This window comes from Acidovorax sp. GW821-FHT11A03 (genome assembly GCF_058809075.1).
Genome location: NZ_JBXASG010000004.1, coordinates 159,192 through 174,059 on the forward strand (window position 1 = coordinate 159,192; position 14,868 = coordinate 174,059).

The window sequence follows — 14,868 nt, forward strand, 5'->3', positions numbered from 1 at the left end:
CTGCCCTCGATTCTAGGATGGCCCCGCCCCTGCGCGCCGCGTCAGCGCGGATCGTGTGCGAGCAGCAGGCGCACCAGTTTCTGCAGGTCTGCCTGCAGCCGGGCCATGCCCTCGGGGTGCTGGGCGAGCGTGCCCTCGTCCATGTAGAGCTTGCGGTTGATCTCGACCTGGATGCTGTGGCGGTGCTGCGCGGGGTTGCCGTAGCGGCGCACCAGCTCCACGCCCTTGTAGGGGTGGTTGTATTCCACGCTGTAGCCACAGCCGCGCAGGTGCTCGCACACCAGCGCCGACAGCGCCGGGCTGGCGGTGGTGCCGTCGCGGTCGCCCACCACGAAGTCCGCGTGCTCCAGCCCCGGGAACTCGGTGGCGAAGCGCCCTGCCACGGCGGGCATGGAGTGGCAGTTGATGTGGATGCTGTAGCCGTGGCGCGCATGGGCGGCGTCGATGGCCTGGGCCACGGCCGCATGGTAGGGGCGCCAGCAGCGGTCGATGCGCGCGCGCACCTCGGTCACGGTGAGCTGGCGGCTGTAGATGGGCTCGCCCTCGTCGGTGAACTTCCAGATCAGGCCCTTGCCCAGGCGCACCTTGCTGAGCACCTGGGGGTCGGTGGAGATGGGGCCGGTCCACTCGCCGTCGAGCAGGGAGGTGTCGAGCTCGGTCGTGTCGCGGTTGGCATCGAGGTAGATGCGGGGGAAGTGGGCTTCGACCCAGGCCACGCCCAGCGCGGGGGCAAAGGCGTAGATCTTCTCGACGTGCGTGTCCTCGGCGCGGCGCAGCGTGGGCAGGTCGCAGGCCGAGCCGAAGTCGGCGGGGTATTGTGTGCCGCTGTGCGGCGAATCGAGCACCAGCGCCGTGGTGCCGGGCAGGTAGGTGAAGGCCGCAGGCGCCAGCGGGGTGCCGGGGGAACCGGTGGCACCGGGCTGGGCCTGCTGGAATCGTCGGTTGATCAGTTTCAAAGCGGCATGCATAGGCAGAGTGTGCGCAAAGTGGGGCGGCCGGCCTAGCCGCCCGGACCGGTTGGAGACCATGGTTATCCCTGAGACGGACTCCTCCAGCTGTGGCCGCCGGGCCCAGGGGCCCGGTATCGAAGAAAATGGGGCTCCCCCTGGCCGCCGGCCCGCCACCGCCCGTGGGGCGGATCGCGCGAGGCGGCTCAGCGGGGGCCCATGTCAATCCAGCGCCACCTTCGCAAAGGCCGCCACCCGTTTCATCTTGTCGATCTCGCGGGCGATCTGCGCCGTGAAGTCCCGGGACGTGGTGCCCGACGGGTACAGCCCCTGTCCCGCCAGGCGCTCGCGCACGGCGGGCTCCTTGAGCGCCTGGGCCACGGCCTGCTGGATGCGGTCCACCGCGGCCGCGGGCGTGCCCGCGGGAGCCACCAGGCCGAACCAGGACGGGTCGTTGTTGTTGGCGAAACCCAGCTGTGCGTAGGTGGGGACGTCGGGCAGCACGTCAAGCCGCTCGGGCCAGGACACCGCCAGCGCCCTGAGCTTGCCGGACTTGATGTGCGGCAGCGAGGAAGCCACCTGGTCGAAATACACCGCCACCTGGCCGGCCAGCACGTCGTTGACGGCCGGGCCCGCACCGCGGTAGGGAATGTGCACCATGGCCGTGCCGGTGCTGCTCTTGAACAGCTCGCCCCACATGTGGCCGATGGTGCCGTTGCCGGGCGTGGCATACGAAACCTTGCCGGGATGGGCCTTCAGGTACTTCACGAGGTCGGCAAAGTCCTTGACGGGCAGCACGGCCGGGTTCACCACCACGACGCCGGGGGCCTTCACCATCTCGGTCACGCCCACGAAGTCCTTGATGGGGTCGTAGGGCAGCTTGCTGTAGACGGCGGGGTTCACGCCATGCGTGGACAGCGTGGCCACGCCCAGCGTGAGGCCGTCGGCCGGAGCGCGCGCGGCTTCGGCCATGCCGATGGAGCCCCCCGCGCCGCCGCGGTTTTCCAGCACCACGGGCTGCTTGAGGATGCGGGCCAGCGACTCCTGCAGGCTGCGCACGGTCATGTCCGTGGCGCCTCCGGGCGGAAAGGGCACGATGATGCGCAGGGGCTTGCCTTCTTGCGCCAGAGTTATTCCAGGAACGAAAGATACTGTGGCCAGGGCTGAGAGCAGATGACGGCGTTGCATGGGACATTTCTCCTATGGGGTAGGTTGAGATTAATGGAATCCACGAGCCCTACCAAGCAATGGATATGCCTGATAACATTCCCATATGGAATGATTTGATAACTTACGATGTCTTCCCTGCGCCGCCTTTCACCCCCCTTGCACCTGCTGCGGGCGTTTTCCACCGTCACGCGCTTCGGCAGCGTCTCGCGGGCCGCCGAGGCCCTGCACCTCACGCAGAGCGCGGTGAGCAAGCAGGTGAAGGAACTGGAGGCCTGGGTGGGCGTGCCGCTGTTCGAGCGCAGCCGCAAGCGCCTGGCGCTGACCCCCGCGGGCGAGCGCTACGAGAAGGCCGTGCGCGCCGTGCTGGCGCAGCTGGAGGCCGCCACCCTGGAGCTGATCACCAGCGATGACGGCGGCGGCGCGCTGCACCTGTCGAGCCTGCCCACCTTCGCCGCCAAGTGGCTCATTCCGCGCCTGCCGCAGTTCCAGCAGCAGCACCCGCAGGTCACGCTGCACTTCGTGCCGTACGTGCACAGCTACAACTTCGAGCGGCCCGAGCTCGACTGCGCCATCCTGTTCGGCGATGGCCACTGGCCGGGCGCCCACGCCCACTACATCACGGGCAACGACGTGGCCCTGATCGCGCCGCGCGCCAAGGTGGCGGACTGGCCCATCCACACCCCGCGCGACGTGGCGCGCTACGCGCTGCTGCGCCATGTGACCGTGCCCGAGGCCTGGCTGCGCTGGAGCGAGACGCACGGGGTACAGGGCCAGCTCGACCCGCTGGCCGGCCCGCAGTTCGACCAGTTCCAGACCATGATCCGCGCGGTGATGGCCGGCATGGGCCTGGCACTGGTGCCGCGCTGCCTGGTGCAGGACGAGATCACCGCCGGCCTTGTGCGCGAGCCGCTGGCCGCCGCCGTCCAGCGCGGGGGCTACCAGAGCGAGGTGGGTTACTGGCTCTGCTACCCTGAAGGCCGCACGCAGCTGCATGCGCTGCAGTGCTTCCGGCAGTGGTTGCTGGCCTGCGCGGAGCCCGCAGGCGCGGCGCCCCCGCCCACGGGCCAGGCTCCCGGCCCTGTCGTCAACCCTTGTTGACGATACGAGTTCCGTCAACTACAGTTGACGAATGCCGAGCCCACCGCCCCTGCAGCTGCCCCCGCACGACGACCCCGAAGCCGCGCTGGCCGCCGTGGTGGCCTTGCGCCTGATGGCCGACCGGCTGGAGGCGGCGGCCGTGGCCACCGCCCTGGAGCGGGGGTGGTCGTGGGCGCAGATTGCCCAGGCCCTGGGCGTCAGCAAGCAGGCGGCGCACAAGCGGCTCTCTCCCCAGGCCACGCGCCCCGCCCCCCCTGGATGATGGAAGGACTCCTCCCCATGCTGCAACACATCCGCCAGCGCCTGAACGACATGCGCACCCTGCACCGGCTGTGCACGCGCGCCGAGCACCACGCCCGCGCCCGGGGCCAGCCGCAACCGGGCGCGGAGCACTTCCTGCTGGCCGCCATCGAGCTGCCCGACGGCTCCGCGCGCCGCGCTTTCGCGCGCGTTGGCGCGGACCCGGACGCCCTGCCCGCCGCGATCGAACAGCAGTACCGCGATGCGCTGGCGCAGATCGGCATTGATGCCGAAATGCCGCCCGCCGCACCCTGTGCGCCGCAGGCCGGGATCTACCGCGCGCAGCCCTCCGGCGAGGGCCTCATCCAGGCACTGGCGGAGGCTCGCAAGGGCCAGCCCGGCCCCTTGCTGGGTGCGCACGTGGTGGCGCTGATCGCGGCCACGCCGCAGGGCGTGGCGGCGCGGGCATTGCGCGCGCTGCGGCTGGACCCCCACGCGCTGAGCCACGCCGCGCGGCAGGAGAGCGCCCCGCGCGTCTGAAGCCCCCCCTTGGGCGCCAGGATGACCGTGCGGCGGCCTAGCCGCCCGCATAGGCCTCCAGCCCGATCGCCACCACGGTGGCCACGTCGTTGCCCACCTCCGCCCGGAACTCCGCCTCGGCCTGCGCGACGGCATCGCGAAACGCCTGCAGCCAGGCCAGGCCCGTGGGCGTGAAGCACACGCGGCGCGCACGCGCATCCAGCGGATCGGCCTCGCGCGTGACCAGGCCCCAGGCCTCGCACTGGTCCACCAGGTTGGCCATCGCCTGCTTGGTCATGCCCGCGCGCTGGGCCAGGTCGGTCAGCCGGTCGCCCTGCAGCGCCAGGTGGCGCGTGATGTGCACGTGGGCGGCGCTCACCTGGTCGCGCGCCGCGAGGTTGGACAGCGCCAGCGGCACCTCCACGTTGTGCGCCATGAGCTGCAGCACGCGCGCGTCGAAGCGCCGCATGGCGTGGCCGAACAGGCGGCCCAGGTGGGTCTGGCGCCAGCCGTCTTCGGGGGGTGAAGGAAGAGGCATATCAGGCATCCGCACATTGTCAGGCAAACTGACTAAATTGTGCTTGAATGCCCCGCGACGGCTCGCATAAACTACTGTTCAAGCATCCAGCCTGTGATTAACCGCAGAGCGATGCAGGCACCCAACCCATTGTTTCTCAAGGAGTTTTCTCATGGACGTCGCAGTCAAAGGCACCAACCCCGCATTGCCCGTGAACACCGAAAAGGCCAAGGCCCTGGCCGCCGCGCTCGCCCAGATCGAGAAGCAATTCGGCAAGGGCACGATCATGCGCCTGGGCGAAGGCGAAGTGATCGAGGACATCCAGGTGGTCTCCACCGGCTCGCTGGGCCTGGACATCGCCCTGGGCGTGGGCGGCTTGCCGCGCGGCCGTGTGGTCGAGATCTACGGCCCGGAATCCTCGGGCAAGACCACGCTCACGCTGCAGGTGATTGCCGAGATGCAAAAGCAGGGCGGCACCTGCGCGTTCGTGGACGCGGAACATGCCCTGGATGTGCAATACGCCCAGAAGCTCGGGGTGCAGCTGTCCGACCTGCTGATCAGCCAGCCCGACACCGGCGAGCAGGCGCTGGAGATCGTGGACAGCCTGGTGCGCTCGGGCGCCGTGGACCTGATCGTCATCGACTCGGTGGCCGCGCTCACGCCCAAGGCCGAAATCGAAGGCGAGATGGGCGACGCCCTGCCCGGCCTGCAGGCCCGCCTGATGAGCCAGGCGCTGCGCAAGCTCACGGCCACGATCAAGAAGACCAATTGCATGGTCATCTTCATCAACCAGATCCGCATGAAGATCGGCGTGATGTTCGGCAGCCCCGAAACCACCACCGGCGGCAACGCGCTCAAGTTCTACGCCTCGGTGCGCCTGGACATCCGCCGCACCGGCACCATCAAGAAGGGCGACGAGGCCATCGGCAACGAAACCAAGGTCAAGGTGGTCAAGAACAAGGTATCGCCGCCGTTCAAGACGGCCGAGTTCGACATCCTGTTCGGCGAGGGCATCAGCCGCGAGGGCGAGATCATCGACATGGGCGTGACCGCCAAGATCGTGGAGAAGTCGGGCGCCTGGTACGCCTACAACGGCGAGAAGATCGGCCAGGGCCGCGACAACGCGCGCGAGTTCCTGCGCGAGAACCCCGACCTGGCCCGCGAGATCGAGAACAAGGTGCGCGAGGGCCTGGGCATTGCGCTGCTGCCCGACGCGCTGCAGGCCCCTGCCGCCGCGGCCGAATGACCGCCACAATTCAAGCCAGATTGCCTTCCAGCGCTTGATTGACAAGCGCTGGCAGCTATTGAATTGAAAGCAAAGAAGAGGCCATGGGGTTCACCACGCTCTCGCTCAAGGGGCGGGCGCTGCGGCTGCTGAGCCAGCGCGAGCACTCGCTCGCTGAACTGCGGCGCAAGCTCGCGCCGCATGTGCAGGAGGGCGACGACCTGCAGGCCCTGCTGGAAGACCTGCAGGCGCGCGACTTCATCAGCGAGGCCCGGGTGGTGGAATCCGTGCTGCACCAGCGCGCGGGCCGCGTGGGTTCCCAGCGCATACGGCAGGAGCTGCACGCCAAGGGCATCGGCCCCGAGGCGGTTCAGCACGCCCTCGACCAACTCAAAGGCAGCGAATGGGCACGCGCCCATGCACTGTGGCTGCGCAAATTTGGCGCCGTGGCGGACGATGCGCAGCAACGTGCGCGGCAAGTCCGCTTTCTGACCGCACGCGGGTTTTCGGGCGAGATCACCCGGCGCGTCGTGCGTGGCGAAGCGCCGGAAATCCAGGGCGAGATCTAGGGCCGGTCACGCGGGCAGGGGCGGCGCCCCAAGGCCCCGGGACCCAGAAGACAGCACAGGCGGCCACGCTCCGGAGCCGCCTGTTGTCCCCACCGATCCCCGCCGTCAGAGGCCCAGCATCAGCTGCAGGTTCTGCACGGCCGCGCCGCTGGCGCCCTTGCCCAGGTTGTCCAGGCGCGCGATCAGCACCGCGTGCCGGTACTCTTCGTTGGCGAACACGCGCAGCTCCAGCTTGTTGGTGTCGTTCAGCGCGGTCGCATCCAGCTTGCCGTCGGCCGTGGCGGGCAGCACGCTGACCCACTGCTCGGGTGTATTGCTCCTGGCGTAATGCGCCGCCAGCGCGTCGTGCAAATCGGCCGCCTTGGGCGCGCCGGGCAGCAGGTCCAGATGCAGCGGCAGCTGCACCAGCATGCCCTGGCGGAAGTTGCCTACCGACGGCACGAAGATGGGCCGGCGGGTGATGCCCGTGTAACGCATGATTTCGGGCAGGTGCTTGTGCTGCAGCGTGAGCGCATAGGCCTCGAACAACGGCGCCGTGCCGGCCTCATAGGCCTCGATCATGGTCCGGCCGCCGCCCGAGTAGCCGCTGACCGAGGGCAGGGCGAGCGGGAAGTCCGGGGGCACCAGGCCCGCATCCACCAGCGGGCGCAGCAGCGCAATCGCACCGGTGGCATAGCAGCCGGGATTGGCCACGCGGTCCGCCTGCGCGACCGCTTCGCGCTGGCCGGCGGCCAGCTCGGGAAAGCCGAACACCCAGCCGGGCGCCGTGCGGTGGGCCGTGCTGGCGTCGATCACCTTGACCTTGCGGCCCGTGCTCCGGGCAATCTCGTCCACCATCGCCACGGTGTCACGCGCAGCATCGTCGTGCAGGCACAGGATCACCAGATCCACGCCGGCAATCAGGTCGCGTTTCGCGGCAGGGTCCTTGCGCAACTCGGGCGCGATGCTGACCAGCTCGATCTGCGGCATGGCCTGCAGGCGCTCACGGATCTGCAGGCCCGTGGTGCCGGCTTCGCCATCGATAAAGACTCTGGACATAAGGGTGCTCCTGCAAAAAATGGGCAGCAAAGTCTGCCAAGAAACCACGAGAAAAGCCAAGAAACTGCCACCCGGCAGGCGCGGCGAAGCCGTCAGCCACGCACAAGGATGGTGCATTGCAACATGATACAGTCGCTGGTTGCCATGTCCCCAGCCCGCGGCCAGACATTTTGTTGTTCATGGCAAACGGGTAACCACCATCCTTCCCTGAGAGAGACCTCATGAAGATTCACGAATACCAAGGCAAGGAAATCTTGCGCAATTTTGGTGTGCCCGTTCCGCGCGGCATTCCCGCATTCACGGTGCAAGAAGCCGTGGAAGCAGCCCAGAAACTGGGCGGCCCCGTGTGGGTCGTCAAGGCCCAGATCCACGCCGGTGGCCGTGGCAAGGGCGGCGGCGTGAAGGTTGCCAAGACCATCGACGACGTCAAGCGCATCGCTGGCGAGATCCTGGGCATGCAGCTCAAGACGCACCAGACCGGCCCCGAAGGCCAGAAGGTCCGCCGCCTGTACATCGAAGACGGCGCCGACATCAAGAACGAACTGTACGTCTCGCTGGTCACCGACCGCGCCACGCAGAAGGTGGCCCTGATCGCTTCGAGCGAAGGCGGCATGGACATCGAGGAAGTGGCGCACTCCACGCCCGAGAAGATCATCACCGAGATGATCGATCCGATTGCCGGTATCACCACCGAGCAGAGCAAGAAGGTCGCAGCCGCCATCGGCCTGACCGGCGCTTCCGTCGACCAGGCCGTGGACATCTTCGCCAAGATCTACAAGTGCTACATGGACACCGATGCGTCGCTGGTGGAAATCAACCCGCTGAACTGCGACTCCAAGGGCAACCTGATGGCCCTGGACGCGAAGTTCAACTTCGACGCCAATGCGCTGTTCCGCCACCCTGACATCGTGGCTTTCCGCGATCTGGACGAAGAAGATCCAGCCGAAGTGGAAGCATCCAAGTTCGACCTGGCCTACATCAGCCTGGACGGCAACATCGGCTGCCTGGTGAACGGTGCCGGCCTGGCCATGGCGACCATGGACACCATCAAGCTGTTCGGCGGCGAGCCGGCCAACTTCCTGGACGTGGGCGGCGGCGCCACCCCCGAGAAGGTGACCGAAGCCTTCAAGATCATGCTCAAGAACCCCAAGGTCGAGGGCATCCTGGTCAACATCTTCGGCGGCATCATGAAGTGCGACACCATCGCCACCGGCGTGATCACCGCCTGCAAGGCCGTGAACCTGAACGTGCCGCTGGTCGTGCGCATGAAGGGCACGAACGAAGAGCTGGGCAAGAAGATGCTGGCCGAGTCCGGCCTGCCCATCATCGCCGCAGACACCATGGCCGAAGCTGCGACCAAGATCGTTGCTGCCGTCAAGTAAGCCCGGAGAACACACATGTCGATCTACATCAACAAAGACACCAAGGTCATCACCCAGGGCATCACGGGCAAGACCGGCCAGTTCCACACCGAAAAGTGCCAGGAATACGCGAACGGCAAGAACTGCTTCGTGGCAGGCGTGAACCCCAAGAAGGCCGGCGAGTCGATCTTCAACATCCCGATCTACGCCTCCGTCAAGGAAGCCGCATCGCAGACCGGCGCCACCGTGTCGGTGATCTACGTGCCGCCCGCAGGCGCTGCTGATGCGATCTGGGAAGCTGTGGAAGCCGACCTGGACATGGCCATCTGCATCACCGAAGGCATTCCGGTCAAGGACATGCTGATGGTGCGCAACAAGATGAAGGCCAAGGAAGCCGCCGGCGGCAAGAAGACCCTGCTGCTGGGCCCGAACTGCCCCGGCCTCATCACGCCCGACGAAATCAAGATCGGCATCATGCCCGGCCACATCCACCGCAAGGGCCGCATCGGCGTCGTGAGCCGCTCCGGCACGCTGACGTACGAAGCCGTGGCGATGCTGACCGAAGTGGGCCTGGGCCAGTCGAGCGCCGTGGGCATTGGTGGCGACCCCATCAATGGCCTGAAGCACATCGACGTGATGAAGGCGTTCAACGACGATCCGGACACCGACGCCGTGATCATGATCGGCGAAATCGGCGGCCCTGACGAAGCCGAAGCCGCCCAGTGGTGCAAGGCCAACATGAAGAAGCCTATCGTGGGCTTCATCGCTGGCGTGACCGCGCCCCCCGGCAAGCGCATGGGCCATGCCGGCGCGCTGATCTCCGGCGGCGCCGACACGGCCGATGCCAAGCTCGCCATCATGGAAGAGTCGGGCTTCATCATCACCCGCAACCCGTCGGAGCTGGGCAAGCTGCTCAAGGCCCAGCTCAAGTAAGCTGCCTGCCCTACACCGGCACGGGCATTCGTAAGCACAATTACGGACGCCCGCAGCCGCAAGGCCCGATAAACTGGCCGCTCCAATAAAAAGAGAAGCGCTCGGAACCCTGGTTCCCGGCGCTTCTTGCATTCATAACAGTGGAGTTCAGTATGGAGTTTGTTCAAAGTGCCGATTTCTGGATCGGCCTGATGAAGATCGTCTGGATCAACATCATTCTTTCGGGCGACAACGCCGTCGTCATCGCCCTGGCGGCCCGGTCCCTCCCTCCCCATCAGCAGCGCAAGGCCGTTTTCTGGGGGTCTGGCGCGGCAGTGGTGCTGCGCATCCTGCTCACCGTGGTGGCAGCCAAGCTGCTGGAGCTCTCGTTCCTGCAGATCGTCGGCGGCTGCCTGCTGCTGTGGATCGGCTTCCAGCTGCTCAGTGACGATGAGGAAGAGGAAGGCGAGTCGAAGGCCTATGGCAGCCTCATGGCGGCGGTGCGCACCATTCTCATTGCGGACCTCGTGATGAGCCTGGACAACGTGATCGCCGTTGCCGCTGCGGCGCACGGCAACGTGCTGCTGCTGGTGCTCGGCCTGGCCATCAGCATTCCGCTCGTGATCTTTGGCAGCACGCTGATGATCAAGCTCATGGAGCGCTTCCCCGCCATCGTGCTGATGGGGGCCGCCTTGATTGGATGGGTGGGGGGCGAAACCATTGCCAATGACGCAGCGCTGCATGGCTATGTGGTGGCGCATCCTTCGCTGCACTATGTGGCCGCGGCGCTTGGCGCGCTGCTGGTGGTGGGCGCCGGGAAATTCTGGCCCCACAGGGCCCGGCGGGAATCGGCGGCCTGATTACGCCCCATCACATGGTGCAACAAATTGTTGCACCATGTGACAAAAGTGGCACCCTGACAGCGTGGCGGCCGCCCCGCCACGACAAGAAGGGCATCCGTGCCTGCAGGGGCCCAGCGGCACCGCGGTAGCGGCGACGGCCGCGCACCCCGCCCGCCCGGGCGCAGATATTGCTTTTACCCACACAAATACAGTGTGGAACCAATAGCAAGTGGGACGAACAACCTCGGGTCGGTGGCTGGGCATGTGGCGGACCGATGGGTTTCGGGGCGCAGTGGCCTCGGCGGTGGTCATTGCGCTGTGTGCGGCCGCTGGTGTCTTCCAGTCCCTGGAATACCGCGTGTATGACGCAGCGAGCAGTGTCGCCACGCCACCCCCCTTGCCTGAAATTGTCATCGTCGGCATGGACGATGCCAGCCTGGCAGCGCTGGGAAGCGCACCCTGGTCCCGCGATGTCTACGCCCGGCTCGTCGACCAGCTGGCGGCCGCGGGCGCCAAGACCATTGTCTTGACCCCTTCCTTCGCCACCCCTGAATCCGACCGCGGCCTTGCCTACGTCCGCACGGTGCGGGAGACGCTTGCGCGTGCCGGGGAAACATCTCCGCTGGCCGCCGAGTTGGGCCGTGCCACCGCCGAGGCGGAGCAGGCGCTCGACACCGATGGCCGCCTCGCGGCCAGCATCCAGCGCGCCGGCAATGTGTTCCTGGCCTCAAGCTATGCCCTGGCCGGAGGAAAGGCCACGCCGCTGCCCCCCTATGCGCACCGCAGCGTCCTGCCCGACTCTGGGTCCTTCGCCACGCCCGCCACGTCGGCCCGGCACCCCATCGCGGAACTCGGCTCCGTGGCGGCAGGCGTCGGCCACCTGTCCATGGAAGCGGATGACGACGGCCGCGTGCGCCGCATCCCACTGCTGCTGCGGTATGACGGAGTCGCGGTGCCCTCGCTGGCATTGCTGGCAACGCGGCACAGCCTGCATCTGGGCCCGAACGAGATCCGCACCCAGGACGAGCCGCGCGGTGTGCGTGTGGGCGGACTGCACATTGCCACGGACGAGGCCGCCGCCATGCATCCGCGCTCTCATGCCGCGCAGGATGGCGCGACACCGTTTCCCACGGTGTCCTTTGCCCAGGCGCTCAGCGGCAAGGTGCCCCTTCACACCTTCAAGGACAAGGTCGTCTTGGTGGGGGACACCAGCGAGGCACTGGCGGCCCCCTGGGTTCAGCCGGGCGCACGGACGATGTACCCGGTCGAGATGCTCGCGCACACCGTCTCCGCCATGCGGCAGGGCCTCGGTGTGCAAAGGCCCTCCTGGGCGCCCGCGGCTGCATGGGGATCGGTGCTGGGGGCCTGGCTCTTCGTGGCCTTGGTCCTTCCCCGGCTTTCACGTGCCGCGAGATGGGCGCTGAGCGCAGTGCTGCTGTTGCTCCTGGCAGGCACCGAATGGGGCTTGCTGCGCCATGCCGGGCAGTGGATATCGTTGGTACCCGGCGCCCTGGCCTTGCTCGTGGGGGTGGTGGCATTCACCGCGCTGCGCATGGGGGGAGGCAGCACCCAGGAATCGTCCGGGGAAGCCGCCGAAACCGACCGCATGATGGGGCTGGCCCTGCAAGGGCAGGGGCAGCTCGACATGGCATTCGAGCGCCTGCGCAAGGTACCTCCCAGTGATGCCTTGATGGACAACCTGTACCACCTGGCGCAGGACTTCGAGCGCAAGCGCAACTTTGCCAAGGCCAAGTCCGTCTACAAGCACATCCTGCAGCACAACCGCGCCTACAAGGATGCATATGCCCGCTACAAGCGCGTGCGGGCCCAGCTGCAGAAGGACGTGGATGGCCCGCCCTCCAGCACGCCCGCGTCGGTCCCGCCGGCCTCGCCGCGCCTGCCGGGCGATGCCACAGCCGGTATCCCGATGCTCGGTCGCTACCGGATCGACAAGGAGATCGGCAAAGGAGCGATGGGCGTCGTCTACCTGGGACGGGATCCGAAGATCGGGCGCGTGGTCGCCATCAAGACGCTGGCCCTGGGAGAGGAATTCGAAGGGGACGCGCTGATCGACGCGAGGGCCCGCTTCTTCCGCGAGGCGGAAACCGCGGGACGCCTGCAGCATCCCTACATCGTGACGATATTCGATGCCGGCGAAGAACACGACCTCGCCTACATCGCCATGGAATTCCTCAAGGGCTCCGACCTGACGCAGGCATGCCGGGCCGGGCAGCTCCTGCCCGTGGACACCGTGCTGTCCATTGCGGCCCGCGTCGCCGAGGCACTGGACTATGCCCATGCGCACAACGTGGTGCACCGCGATATCAAGCCGGCCAACATCATGTTCGACGCCGCCACGGACGCCGTGAAGGTGACGGACTTTGGCATCGCGCGCATCACGGACTCCAGCAAGACGCGCACGGGGATGGTCCTGGGCACCCCCAGCTTCATGTCGCCCGAGCAGCTCGCGGGCAAGAAGGTGGATGGCCGATCGGACCTGTATTCCTTGGGCGTCACGCTGTTCCAGCTGCTGACCGGGTCCTTGCCGCTGCGCGGCGAGTCGATGACCGAGCTCATGCACAAGATCGCCAGCGTGGACGCACCCGACATCCGCCAGCTGCGGCCGGAGCTTTCATCCGCGGTGGCCCGCGTGGTGGCCCTGGCCCTCCAGAAGCGCCCGCAGGCGCGCTACCAGACGGGGCGGCAATTCGCTTCCGACCTTCGCCAGGCAGGCGCAGCATCCTCGGCGCCGGAAGTGTTACCGGGCCCGGAAGCAGTCGTCTATGATGCGGACCGCGATGCAACAGGGCATGAAATGGCGGATTTTCAGGAAACCGTGATGGAGCCACCCGCCGGGCGGGGTGCGGCATCCCCGCCGATTCCAGGCGCCCGATGACGCACGCCTCCACATCCATGACCTACGAATTTTTCGCGCGGACCGACAAAGGCCGCGTGCGCACCAACAATGAAGACGCGGTGGCGGTCGACCGGGATGCGCAGGTCGCCATCCTGGCCGATGGCATGGGCGGATACAACGCCGGCGAAGTGGCAAGCGGCATGGCCACCACCTTCATCCGCACCGAGATGGCCCGCTGGCTGGGGCAGGCAGGCGGCACGCCGCAATCCACCGACGTACGCCGCGCCCTGGAAATCTGCGTGGAGAACGCCAACCACGCGATCCTTGGAGCGTCGTTGTCCAACCCCCAGTACGCAGGGATGGGCACCACGCTGGTGGTGGGGGTCTTCCACGGCAGCCGCCTCATCCTCGGGCACATCGGCGACTCCCGCTGCTACCGCGTGCGGGACGGCGTCCTGCAGCAGATCACGCGCGACCACTCCTGGCTTCAGGAACAGGTGGATGCCGGCTTGCTCACCGCACAGCAAGCGGCCCTGTCGTCCAACCGCAACCTGGTCACCCGCGCGCTGGGCGTGGAGCCCAACGTCATGATGGAAGTCAACGAATTCCAGGTCGCGCCGAATGACTTGTTCCTGATGTGTTCGGACGGGCTCACGGACATGGTCGCGGACGCGGACCTGGCGGAACTGGTGCGGGCACCTGTTCCCCTGGAGGAAAAAGCCACACTGCTCATCGACACCGCCAATGCGAATGGTGGCCGTGATAACGTGAGCGTACTGCTGGTGCAAGCGGCCGCGGGAGGCAAGAAGCGCGGCCTTATGTCCCGATTGCTAGGGGCCGCGTGAGTGGCCACTACTACAACAATTACTCATCACATCAGGAGTGGATCATGCCCAGAATGATCGTTTCAATCGACGGGGTTGTCATCAAGGAAGTGCAACTGACCAAGGAGCGGACCACGCTGGGCCGGCGCCCCTACAACGACATCGTGATCGACAACCTCGCGGTGAGCGGCGAGCATGCCGTTATCCACATGGCGGGCCAGGATGTGGAGATTGAAGACCTGGGCAGCACCAACGGCACCTACGTCAATGCCAAGGCCGTCAAGCGGCAGGAACTGCGCAACGGCGACACGGTCGAGGTGGGCAAGTACAAGATCCGCTTCCTGCACGAGGCCGAGGGGCAGAACTTCGAGAAGACCATGATCTTCAAGCCCGGCATGGTCCCGCCCGTCGGCGCAGCCGCGCGCCCCGCAGTTCCGGCGCCGGCTCCTGTTCCCATTTCCGCGGTCATCCGGGTCATGTCGGGAGCCGCCGCCGGGCGTGAAGTGTCGCTGCAGAAGGTGGTCACCACCATTGGCAAGCCCGGCGTGGCGGTTGCATCCATCACCAAGCGCCATCAAGGATTCGTGCTGGCCCACGTGGAAGGTCCCGACATGCCGTTGCTCAACGGCGCCTCCATCGGAACATCGCCCGTGCCGCTCAAGAACGGTGACCGGCTCGAACTGGCCGGCACGGAAATGCAGTTCGAACAGAGCTGACCGCCACCGCCGGACTGCAGCAGCCCCATAGGC

15 protein-coding genes are annotated in these 14,868 nt (G+C 66.9%); 11 read left to right on the forward strand and 4 right to left on the reverse strand.

The features are described 5' to 3' along the window. Positions 1-41: 41 nt before the first annotated feature. Positions 42-968 (reverse strand): N-formylglutamate amidohydrolase, encoded by a 927-nt coding sequence (locus AC1RVY_RS11200; protein WP_492245191.1) that lies wholly within the window; start codon positions 966-968, stop codon positions 42-44. A gap of 201 nt (positions 969-1,169) precedes the next feature. Continuing rightward, entirely contained in the window at positions 1,170-2,135 is a 966-nt protein-coding gene (locus AC1RVY_RS11205; RefSeq protein WP_218297178.1) for a tripartite tricarboxylate transporter substrate binding protein BugE, read from the reverse strand. A 108-nt stretch (positions 2,136-2,243) separates the two neighbouring features. Here AC1RVY_RS11205 and AC1RVY_RS11210 point away from each other — a divergent pair, with 108 nt between their 5' ends. The 3 genes from AC1RVY_RS11210 to AC1RVY_RS11220 are packed head-to-tail and all read left to right on the forward strand — an operon-like array spanning position 2,244 to position 3,995. Beyond that, the gene (locus tag AC1RVY_RS11210; RefSeq protein ID WP_492806631.1) at positions 2,244-3,215 is read left to right on the forward strand and encodes a LysR substrate-binding domain-containing protein; all 972 of its coding nucleotides are present in this window, start codon (positions 2,244-2,246) and stop codon (positions 3,213-3,215) included. Between the two features lie 31 nt (positions 3,216-3,246). Beyond that, positions 3,247-3,477: a helix-turn-helix domain-containing protein gene (locus tag AC1RVY_RS11215; RefSeq protein ID WP_492806632.1), complete on the forward strand. Its 231-nt coding sequence runs from the start codon at positions 3,247-3,249 to the stop codon at positions 3,475-3,477. Positions 3,478-3,494: 17 nt separating this feature from the next. Next, entirely contained in the window at positions 3,495-3,995 is a 501-nt protein-coding gene (locus tag AC1RVY_RS11220; RefSeq protein WP_492806633.1) for a Clp protease N-terminal domain-containing protein, read from the forward strand. A 37-nt stretch (positions 3,996-4,032) separates the two neighbouring features. Here AC1RVY_RS11220 and AC1RVY_RS11225 read toward each other — a convergent pair whose 3' ends face one another. Next, on the reverse strand, positions 4,033-4,512 hold the full coding sequence (locus AC1RVY_RS11225; protein ID WP_492806634.1) for a MarR family winged helix-turn-helix transcriptional regulator: 480 nt from the start codon (positions 4,510-4,512) through the stop codon (positions 4,033-4,035). A gap of 151 nt (positions 4,513-4,663) precedes the next feature. On the opposite strand from AC1RVY_RS11225, the gene recA reads away from it, so the two are divergent. Both recA and recX read left to right on the forward strand, forming a co-directional pair. After that, positions 4,664-5,737, forward strand: a complete 1,074-nt coding sequence (recA, locus tag AC1RVY_RS11230) for a recombinase RecA (RefSeq protein WP_218297173.1) — start codon at positions 4,664-4,666, stop codon at positions 5,735-5,737. Positions 5,738-5,820: 83 nt separating this feature from the next. Next, positions 5,821-6,285, forward strand: a complete 465-nt coding sequence (gene recX / locus AC1RVY_RS11235; protein WP_492806635.1) for a recombination regulator RecX — start codon at positions 5,821-5,823, stop codon at positions 6,283-6,285. A gap of 105 nt (positions 6,286-6,390) precedes the next feature. Here the strand turns inward: recX and argC are convergent, their stop codons facing one another. Then, a complete protein-coding gene (gene argC, locus AC1RVY_RS11240) occupies positions 6,391-7,323 on the reverse strand; it encodes an N-acetyl-gamma-glutamyl-phosphate reductase (protein ID WP_218297171.1) in 933 nt (310 codons plus the stop codon). A 221-nt stretch (positions 7,324-7,544) separates the two neighbouring features. On the opposite strand from argC, the gene sucC reads away from it, so the two are divergent. The 6 genes from sucC (at position 7,545) to AC1RVY_RS11270 (ending at position 14,835) form a co-directional block, all read left to right on the forward strand. Continuing rightward, positions 7,545-8,705 carry an ADP-forming succinate--CoA ligase subunit beta gene (gene sucC, locus AC1RVY_RS11245; protein ID WP_218297170.1) on the forward strand — a complete coding sequence of 387 codons (1,161 nt, stop codon included), beginning with the start codon at positions 7,545-7,547 and terminating at the stop codon, positions 8,703-8,705. A 15-nt stretch (positions 8,706-8,720) separates the two neighbouring features. Further along, positions 8,721-9,617, forward strand: coding sequence for a succinate--CoA ligase subunit alpha (gene sucD, locus AC1RVY_RS11250; RefSeq protein ID WP_218297169.1), 897 nt, complete (start codon positions 8,721-8,723; stop codon positions 9,615-9,617). A gap of 152 nt (positions 9,618-9,769) precedes the next feature. Then, the gene (locus AC1RVY_RS11255; protein ID WP_218339452.1) at positions 9,770-10,456 is read left to right on the forward strand and encodes a TerC family protein; all 687 of its coding nucleotides are present in this window, start codon (positions 9,770-9,772) and stop codon (positions 10,454-10,456) included. A gap of 244 nt (positions 10,457-10,700) precedes the next feature. Then, a complete protein-coding gene (locus AC1RVY_RS11260) occupies positions 10,701-13,334 on the forward strand; it encodes a CHASE2 domain-containing serine/threonine-protein kinase (RefSeq protein ID WP_369643711.1) in 2,634 nt (877 codons plus the stop codon). A 17-nt stretch (positions 13,335-13,351) separates the two neighbouring features. Beyond that, entirely contained in the window at positions 13,352-14,140 is a 789-nt protein-coding gene (locus tag AC1RVY_RS11265; RefSeq protein WP_218297166.1) for a Stp1/IreP family PP2C-type Ser/Thr phosphatase, read from the forward strand. 44 nt (positions 14,141-14,184) lie between these two features. After that, positions 14,185-14,835 (forward strand): FHA domain-containing protein, encoded by a 651-nt coding sequence (locus AC1RVY_RS11270; RefSeq protein ID WP_218297165.1) that lies wholly within the window; start codon positions 14,185-14,187, stop codon positions 14,833-14,835. The last annotated feature ends 33 nt before the right edge of the window (positions 14,836-14,868 follow it).

What these genes read in the sequence shown, in the direction of transcription:
- AC1RVY_RS11270 (WP_218297165.1), top strand. Translation starts at nt 14,185, where the DNA reads ATGCCCAGAATGATCGTTTCAATCGACGGGGTTGTCATCAAGGAAGTG.
- AC1RVY_RS11215 (WP_492806632.1), top strand. Translation starts at nt 3,247, where the DNA reads ATGCCGAGCCCACCGCCCCTGCAGCTGCCCCCGCACGACGACCCCGAA.
- AC1RVY_RS11205 (WP_218297178.1), bottom strand. Translation starts at nt 2,135, where the DNA reads ATGCAACGCCGTCATCTGCTCTCAGCCCTGGCCACAGTATCTTTCGTT.
- sucC (WP_218297170.1), top strand. Translation starts at nt 7,545, where the DNA reads ATGAAGATTCACGAATACCAAGGCAAGGAAATCTTGCGCAATTTTGGT.
- AC1RVY_RS11265 (WP_218297166.1), top strand. Translation starts at nt 13,352, where the DNA reads ATGACCTACGAATTTTTCGCGCGGACCGACAAAGGCCGCGTGCGCACC.
- recX (WP_492806635.1), top strand. Translation starts at nt 5,821, where the DNA reads ATGGGGTTCACCACGCTCTCGCTCAAGGGGCGGGCGCTGCGGCTGCTG.
- argC (WP_218297171.1), bottom strand. Translation starts at nt 7,323, where the DNA reads ATGTCCAGAGTCTTTATCGATGGCGAAGCCGGCACCACGGGCCTGCAG.
- recA (WP_218297173.1), top strand. Translation starts at nt 4,664, where the DNA reads ATGGACGTCGCAGTCAAAGGCACCAACCCCGCATTGCCCGTGAACACC.
- sucD (WP_218297169.1), top strand. Translation starts at nt 8,721, where the DNA reads ATGTCGATCTACATCAACAAAGACACCAAGGTCATCACCCAGGGCATC.
- AC1RVY_RS11225 (WP_492806634.1), bottom strand. Translation starts at nt 4,512, where the DNA reads ATGCCTCTTCCTTCACCCCCCGAAGACGGCTGGCGCCAGACCCACCTG.
- AC1RVY_RS11220 (WP_492806633.1), top strand. Translation starts at nt 3,495, where the DNA reads ATGCTGCAACACATCCGCCAGCGCCTGAACGACATGCGCACCCTGCAC.
- AC1RVY_RS11210 (WP_492806631.1), top strand. Translation starts at nt 2,244, where the DNA reads ATGTCTTCCCTGCGCCGCCTTTCACCCCCCTTGCACCTGCTGCGGGCG.
- AC1RVY_RS11255 (WP_218339452.1), top strand. Translation starts at nt 9,770, where the DNA reads ATGGAGTTTGTTCAAAGTGCCGATTTCTGGATCGGCCTGATGAAGATC.
- AC1RVY_RS11200 (WP_492245191.1), bottom strand. Translation starts at nt 968, where the DNA reads ATGCATGCCGCTTTGAAACTGATCAACCGACGATTCCAGCAGGCCCAG.
- AC1RVY_RS11260 (WP_369643711.1), top strand. Translation starts at nt 10,701, where the DNA reads ATGTGGCGGACCGATGGGTTTCGGGGCGCAGTGGCCTCGGCGGTGGTC.